The 7010-nt window shown below is 54.6% G+C and carries 5 protein-coding genes and 1 pseudogene; 2 read left to right on the forward strand and 4 right to left on the reverse strand.

Annotated elements, in window-relative coordinates; all coding sequences use genetic code 11:
* Positions 1-38: 38 nt before the first annotated feature.
* Positions 39-950 carry an ABC transporter permease gene (locus tag DQG23_RS28935; RefSeq protein WP_113034538.1) on the reverse strand — a complete coding sequence of 304 codons (912 nt, stop codon included), beginning with the start codon at positions 948-950 and terminating at the stop codon, positions 39-41.
* A gap of 396 nt (positions 951-1346) precedes the next feature.
* Here DQG23_RS28935 and DQG23_RS28940 point away from each other — a divergent pair, with 396 nt between their 5' ends.
* Positions 1347-1880 carry a YceI family protein gene (locus DQG23_RS28940; protein WP_113034523.1) on the forward strand — a complete coding sequence of 178 codons (534 nt, stop codon included), beginning with the start codon at positions 1347-1349 and terminating at the stop codon, positions 1878-1880.
* Positions 1881-2024: 144 nt separating this feature from the next.
* On the opposite strand, the gene DQG23_RS28945 is transcribed toward DQG23_RS28940, so the two are convergent.
* The 3 genes from DQG23_RS28945 to DQG23_RS28955 form a co-directional block, all read right to left on the reverse strand.
* Positions 2025-2591, reverse strand: a complete 567-nt coding sequence (locus tag DQG23_RS28945; protein WP_113034524.1) for a pyridoxamine 5'-phosphate oxidase family protein — start codon at positions 2589-2591, stop codon at positions 2025-2027.
* Between the two features lie 126 nt (positions 2592-2717).
* Positions 2718-5096 (reverse strand): helix-turn-helix domain-containing protein, encoded by a 2379-nt coding sequence (locus DQG23_RS28950; RefSeq protein ID WP_113034525.1) that lies wholly within the window; start codon positions 5094-5096, stop codon positions 2718-2720.
* A gap of 79 nt (positions 5097-5175) precedes the next feature.
* Positions 5176-6018 (reverse strand): helix-turn-helix domain-containing protein, encoded by an 843-nt coding sequence (locus DQG23_RS28955; RefSeq protein WP_113034526.1) that lies wholly within the window; start codon positions 6016-6018, stop codon positions 5176-5178.
* Between the two features lie 696 nt (positions 6019-6714).
* Here DQG23_RS28955 and DQG23_RS43840 point away from each other — a divergent pair.
* A pseudogene (locus DQG23_RS43840) lies at positions 6715-6876 on the forward strand (DapH/DapD/GlmU-related protein); the annotation flags it as partial.
* Positions 6877-7010: the final 134 nt, after the last annotated feature.

The following is a 7010-nucleotide window of genomic DNA, read 5'->3' on the forward strand; positions in this document are numbered from 1 at the left end:
TAAATCCCCCTTTTTTGCCAGGTTAAAGGTTAAGCTTGTTAATAAACGCCCTGCTCGCCCATCATACGCGCCAATTTATTGGCCACGATGAGCAGCACGAAATTGATGACGGATTTGAACAAACCGACCGCTGCAGCAAGACTGAACCGCCCTTCGGTCAAGCCGATCCGGTACACGTAAGTGTCGATAATATCCGAGACGCTGTATACGCCCGTATGATACAAGACGAATATTTGCTCGAAGCCCGCCTCCATCATGCTGCCGATCCGAAGCAGAAGAAGGATGACGATCGTGCTGCGGATGCACGGAATAGTAATATGCCAGATGCGGCGCCACCGGTTCGCGCCATCCATGACGGCAGCTTCGTACAGCTGCGGGTTGACCCCCGCAAGCGCTGCCATATAAATGATCGTGTTCCAGCCGAACTCCTTCCAGATCATCGACCATACGAGCGTGCTGCGGAAATGGCTGTCATCGCTCAGAAACCCGATCGGACTTCCTCCGAGCGCTTCGATAACCTTGTTGACGACGCCGCCGTCGGTGGAAAGCAGATTGACGAGCAAGCCCCCGAGAATAACCCACGAAATAAAGTGCGGCAAATAGATGACGGTCTGCACCGTCCGTTTGAACGCCCGATTCATAATCTCGTTCAGCAGCAGCGCTACGATGATCGGAGCCGGAAATCCGAATACGAGCCGGTAACAGCTGATCACGATCGTATTCCAGAATACCGTCCTGAACTTTTCGAGCTCGAACAGATACTCAAAATGCTTCGTCCCAACCCACGGGCTGCCTAAAATTCCTTTTGTAATATTGAAGTCTTTAAACGCGATGATCGCCCCGTACATCGGGTAATAATGAAAGACCGCGTAAAAAACGAGCGCAGGCAGCAGCATCAAATACAGATAACGGTTTGTGAAAACGTACCGCCAAACCTTGCCGATCGCCATCGTCTCAAGCCCCCTTTTCTTTAGTAAATTGCCCCGTTGCGTCATGCTGCCGGGTCTGGACGCCGCCGTTTTGTAAGCGCTTCGTTGCAAGCGGCGGGAAGGCCCGGCAGCAGCGGACCGCTTAAACGGAATGTGCTTCAAGCATACGAACAGCCGAAAATCCCAACAAGATTCGGAATCGGAAAACGGTTTCAATTTCACACTTCGGCCTGGTATCAATTTCTCAGATTGGCGTCAAATCCGGTAAAAATGCCGGTTTTCAGCGACTTTCTTCCCGCTCTCCGCATTTACAAAAATAACGATTGACAAAAAATAGGGACTCGAATAGAATATGTATTATACGAATAAGTTAGTTAGTTATCTAAAGTAAGTTAATAATGAGGAGGTTTTTTTATAATGGCAAACACGAAATGGGCAGTCGATGCTTCGCACAGCAGTCTTGATTTTTCCGTTAAGCACATGATGATCGCTAAAGTGAAAGGCACGTTCCACGCATTCGAGGCTCAAATCGAAGCCGATCCAAGCGACCTGACGTCCGCCTCCATCCGCTTTGACATTGATCTGAACAGCATCGATACGAAAAACAGCGACCGTGACGCGCATCTTCGCTCCGCCGACTTCTTCGAAATCGAAAAATATCCGAAGCTGACCTTCGTCGCAACTTCCATCGAGCGGACCGGCGACGGCGAGTACGACGTAACCGGCGACGTATCGCTTCATGGCGTTACGCGTTCCGAAACATTCGAGGTTTCGTTCGAAGGCGCGGGCAAAGATCCTTGGGGCAACGAGAAAGCCGGCTTCAGCGCGAAAGGCAGCCTCAAACGGAGCGACTACGGACTCACTTACAACGCTGTGCTGGAAACAGGCGGCGTATTGATCGGGGACGAAGTGAAAATTTCGATCGAAATCGAAGCGGCTAAACAAGCGTAAGCTTTACCGCAGGTTTGGTGCAGCCTCAACGGTATACCCTTCCGGCATAAAAAAACGGCATGACAGGAGCGATCCTGTCGATGCCGTTTTTTGTTTTGTACGCGTCAGTGCACACTATTAAGGAAAAATTGCGATGAAGGAGGATCAATCGGCTTCCGATAACCTCCTGCCGAGCGGCGTCATGTCGCCGTCAAGCGTAAGCGTATTTCTCTCGCGATGATAGTCGCGAATGCCGTCCTCGCCTTTTTGCACGGCCCACCGCTTAAGCGTCTCGCGTTCGCCGGTATAGGAAAGGAAAGGCACCGCAAAGCCGCATGACGTCTGCACCGTATGGATGTCGGCAACGAACAGCTGACGCGCGCCGGGAAGAAGCTCGAAATGCGGGATGCGCTCCTCCCATTCCGGCGTGCCCGGAAGCACGACGCGTCCCGTCCCGTACAACCGCATAATCATCGGCGGCCCTTCGAATGCGCAAAACATGAATGTTATTCTGCCGTTCTCCTCGACATGCGCGCTCGTTTCGTTCCCGCTGCCGGTTAAATCCAGGTAGGCGACCTCCGTTGGCGAGAGAATGCGGAACACGTCATGCCCCTTCGGCGAAAGATTGACATGGCCGTCCGCCTTAAGCGGCGCCGAGCCGACGAAAAACATATGCTGCTTTTTGATGAACGCTTCATGCTCCGGCAGAAGCGCCGGAAATTTTTTGCCCATGCCGTCCACCTCCCGAGAAGTCGTTTCTTCCCATTATATAGAAAGATACGACATTTCACGAGCTTAATCATTTCCTTGTTTAACGATTCCCTTGAGCGCTTCGCGGCGGCTTAACGGCTGTTGCGCCTATTGCTCCAGCCTGTCGATCACATTGCTGTTGCGGTATTCCGTCGGCGTCATGCCCAGCTGCTTCTTGAACGTGCGGATCAAATTTTGCTTCTGGCCGAAGCCGCACCGTTCCGCGATATCGTTAATACCCTTGTCGGTGCCGCGAAGCATGTCGCATGCGCTTTTGAACCGGATATCGGTCAGCAGCTCATGAAACGTTTGGCCGGTTTCCTCCTTAAACAGCTTCGAAACATAATTGCCGTTCATATAAACATGATCGGCGATCGCCTGCAGCGTCAGCGGCTCGGCAAAATGCGCGCGGACATATTCGACGATTTTGCGGACCAGATCGGCGTTTTTGTTTTCCCGCTTGCTCTGAATGTAATGATGCGTCTTCTCCAGCACGTCGTCGAACCAGCCGCTCATAACCTGCAGCGAATTCAGCCTGCCGAATTCATTATAGATGTTGTACCCGGGCGCATACACATCCTCGAGCTGCCCGTTTATTTCCAAGATGACGGTGACGAGGCTGTGCACGATTTGCGTCAGCACCATATTTTTGTAAGGGAAGCTCAGCTCTTCTTCTCCCTGCAGCTCGGCGATCAGCCGATTTTTGACCGCTTTGGCGTTCTCGAGGGAACCGGCCTTCAGCTCTTGAATCAGCTTGTCCGACTGGCTCTTATAGGCGAGGAAGCTTTTGCGGCTGAATGGTCCGCCCATCATGTCTTCGTACGAAATGACGCTGCCCGGTCCTGCGACGCGCTCCAAGAGCAGCATTTCCATCGCCTCGCTGAACGAGACGGAAATATCGGGCGCCCGCTCGTAATAACCGCCGACTCCTACCGTAGCCTGCAGGCCGAGCTTCTCTTCCAAAACGTCGCGAATGCGTACGGCGGCATTTTTGGCGAATCCGATCGCCGTACCGGAACCCTCTCCGATCCGCTCGGGCACATTAAGCACGATGGCCGTATCGAAGCGCTGGATGCGGGCGACGACGACGCCTTTGCCTAACCCGTTGACGATTTCTTCACAGAGGGTCATGATGCCGTAGCTGAGCAAGTTTTCTTCGCGGTCCTTTTCTTCGTCCCGGCCGGGGGCATACCGTTCGCCGTCGGAGCCTTCGATAAGCTCTGCCGCCGCCGTCTCTGCAAAGGCAAGCCCTTTATGCCGCAGCACAAGGACGACGAATCGCTCCGGATCGACGTTTAAGCCGTAATACTGCATCTGGCGCACGATATCGTGCTGATCCTTCTGCTGGCCGATAAGCAAACTGAGCAGAAAATGGTTTTTGAGCACCATTTCATTTTGCCGGAAGCGTTCCTGGAACTCCTCGTTTTGTCCGACCAAGTAATGAAACGAATCGGTAATATAGCTGAATTCGTCCCGCTGTCCCGCCGGCGGCGGAAGCTTGCCGAACTGTCCCTCGACCGCCCGCAGCATGCGCCGGATCGGCTTATAGTGCCGGCCCGAAACGATCGAGACCAGGAGGAGGCCGATGACAAGACAAATGACGGATACGGTCAACGTAATTTGGAGCACAAGGCTCGATTTCTGGAACACCTCGCTGGCCGGGTTCAGCGTCACATAACGCCAGCCGTTGAAATCGGACGTGATGTAGGAGACGAACGTCGATACACCGCCCATATCGGCGATCATATAACCCGATTTGCTCCCGTCCATCCTGTGGTCCTCTGCCGGCTCGAAACGGTTGAACAGCATGCTTTTGTCCTTATAGGAAAGCACCTGCCCGTCTTTGTTCAGTATCGCCACGTTGCCGAGCCTGCTGTTATTGATATTAACGACCGCATCGTACAGCAGGTCCTCCTTGATGTTCAGCAGCAGCGCGCCCGACTTCGGATATTCGTTAATGGGCACGCCCATCATGAAGCTGATCAGGTTGTCCTGGTTGCCGGCGACGCCGTCGACGGTTCTCGTATCCAGCCAAGCGATAGGCGACTTGTTCTCGAGAAAGCTCTGCACCTCATGCTCAAAACGGGAATCGGCCAGCTGGTCGACGCCGCCGTTCGAGATGCTTTTGCCGTTCTTGACGTTGTACAGATAGATCGAGTGAATATAGCTGGACGAAACGAGCTTGTCCCTGAACAGCACGTTGACGTTCTGCATAAAATCGTAGCTGTCCCGCTGATCCCAGGGCAGCCAAATCGCCCGCTGCACATCTTTGTTGATCGCAAGCGACGTCGCCATTTGCTCGGTTTCGCGAAGGAAGAGCTCGATCATGTTTTTGGTTTGTCCGAGCAGCTCGGTATTCGCTTGAAATACTTCCTCCTTGAGCGTCTGGTTGACATATCGGTATACGAGCACGCCGGTTGAAAGCGTTATCAAGAATACGGCGGCCGTCAACTGCAGCAGCAGCTTCGTAAAGGCAGTTCTTCTCACGCGGGTTCATCCTCTTGTGTAAGTTATCTTCGTCATTCCATTATAGCATGGTTCGTTGGATCGGGTCGTTTGGAACTATTTATCGGCTTTTTGCGCGAAAATCGGTTGGCGGCATGCCGTTCATCTGCTTGAACGTCTTACTGAAATGGTATTCGTCCGGATAGCCGCACGACGACGCAATCTCTTTCATCGAGGCGTTCGTATGCAGCAAATAGCGGCGGGCGTGCTCGTTGCGGATGCGGCTCAAATAACCCTTCGGGGTAACGCCCAGCCTTGCGGCAAACAGCTTGCGAAGATACGAGCCGGAAATGCCGTAACGGCGCACCAGCTCATGCAGCTTGACGTCTTCGTGGTAATGCCGCTCCAGATAAGTTTTGACGGCGTCGAAGGCGGCGGGACTATCCCCGCTGTCCTGCCCGCTGCGGGCGCAGCGATGAAGCGCGTCGACAAGCTCGAGCATTTTCCACTGCACGGATAAGCCGCCGCTATTCGCTCCGGGCACCCATTCCTCCACGACCGTCCGGAACATTTGCGCCAGCTTTCGATCCTCGTCGATGGAACATTTGCGCATAAAGGGCAATGCAAGCTCCGCCGCCTGCATTGGCGCTTCCCAGCCTTCGCCGCCGCGCGGGACGATCAGCAGGTCGGTGACAATCATCGTCATTTGCAGCGGCCGTTCGGCGGAGGCGGCCATCTCCATCTGCAGGCCCGGCTTCAGATAAACCGCCGTCCCGCCTTCCACCTCGAAGACGCCGTCCTGTACGGCGAATGTGCCTTCGCCCTCATGAATGTAATAAAAGCTGTGCGCCCGGACGTTCCGCCTGCAGTCCGTCCAGCCGGGAAACGTCGGTTTGGCGGCGGCCCACAGCAGATGAAAGACCGCATAACCCTGTTGGCCGGAAATATCGAAAGCGGGAATCATTTTTTACAACAACCCCTCTTGAACGATCTTTTTGGATCAAGCCCATTATAACAAATCGAGGAGCGTTTTTGACAAAAGACGATGCCGTTTTTGCCATTCATGCGGATGCGGGAGGAGTGGTACACTTCGGGTAAAGGTAAAGATTCCGTAACGAATAATTTCGTTTTCCCCAATATCCTTCCGAGAAAATTACAATTTCCTGTACGCACTATTGTCCCGAAAACGGTACTGCGACTCTTCTGCAATCGAAAGACGATCATCATTTTATTGGAGGGTAACCAGATGATAATCAAACAAAACCGCGAGCAAGCTTGGCTGAACGACCGGGTCGACCATATGCCGTGGCTGTCCATAACCGAGGAGCAAAAAGCGGAACAGGCCGAATGGCAGTCGTTCCTCGCTTCCAAGAGTGACGTTTGCTTCGGCAAAGGCTGCTTCGTTTCGCCGAACGCGCATGTTTATGCCGATAAGCTGCAAATGGGCGATCGCAGCTACATTGCGGCGAACGCTACGGTGCGCGGCCCCCAAATCGAGATGGGCGCCGATTGCACGTTAAATCCGTTCGCCGCGCTTGCCGGCTTGGTTACGCTTGGCGACGGCGTGCGAATAGGCACGCATACAAGCATTTTCGGCTTCAACCACGGCTTTTCCGAGGTTGACAGGCCGATCTTCAAGCAGCCGTGCACACATGCCGGCATCCGCATAGGCGACGACGTGTGGATCGGCGCGAACGCGGTCATCGTCGACGGCGTCACCATCGGCGCGCACAGCATCATTGCCGGCGGCGCGGTAGTCGTGAAGGACGTGCCGCCGTACAGCATCGTCGGCGGCAATCCGGCGCGGGTTATCCGCAGCCGGCTCGGCGGCGACGCAGAGACGGCCGCAGAGACCGCAGCGCACGGCGGCAGCGGCGACGCAGAGCGCGCGGCCTGCCGGGCCAGCGACGGCGGCGGCACCGATCGCGCGGCGGCGCTTGCGAGCGACGGCGGCCG

Origin of the sequence: Paenibacillus contaminans, from assembly GCF_003285015.1 — a bacterium.
GTDB lineage: Bacteria > Bacillota > Bacilli > Paenibacillales > NBRC-103111 > Paenibacillus_V > Paenibacillus_V contaminans.

Coding starts and splice junctions, on each gene's coding strand:
- DQG23_RS28955 (WP_113034526.1), bottom strand. CDS start 6,018: ATGATTCCCGCTTTCGATATTTCCGGCCAACAGGGTTATGCGGTCTTT.
- DQG23_RS28945 (WP_113034524.1), bottom strand. CDS start 2,591: ATGGGCAAAAAATTTCCGGCGCTTCTGCCGGAGCATGAAGCGTTCATC.
- DQG23_RS28940 (WP_113034523.1), top strand. CDS start 1,347: ATGGCAAACACGAAATGGGCAGTCGATGCTTCGCACAGCAGTCTTGAT.
- DQG23_RS28935 (WP_113034538.1), bottom strand. CDS start 950: ATGGCGATCGGCAAGGTTTGGCGGTACGTTTTCACAAACCGTTATCTG.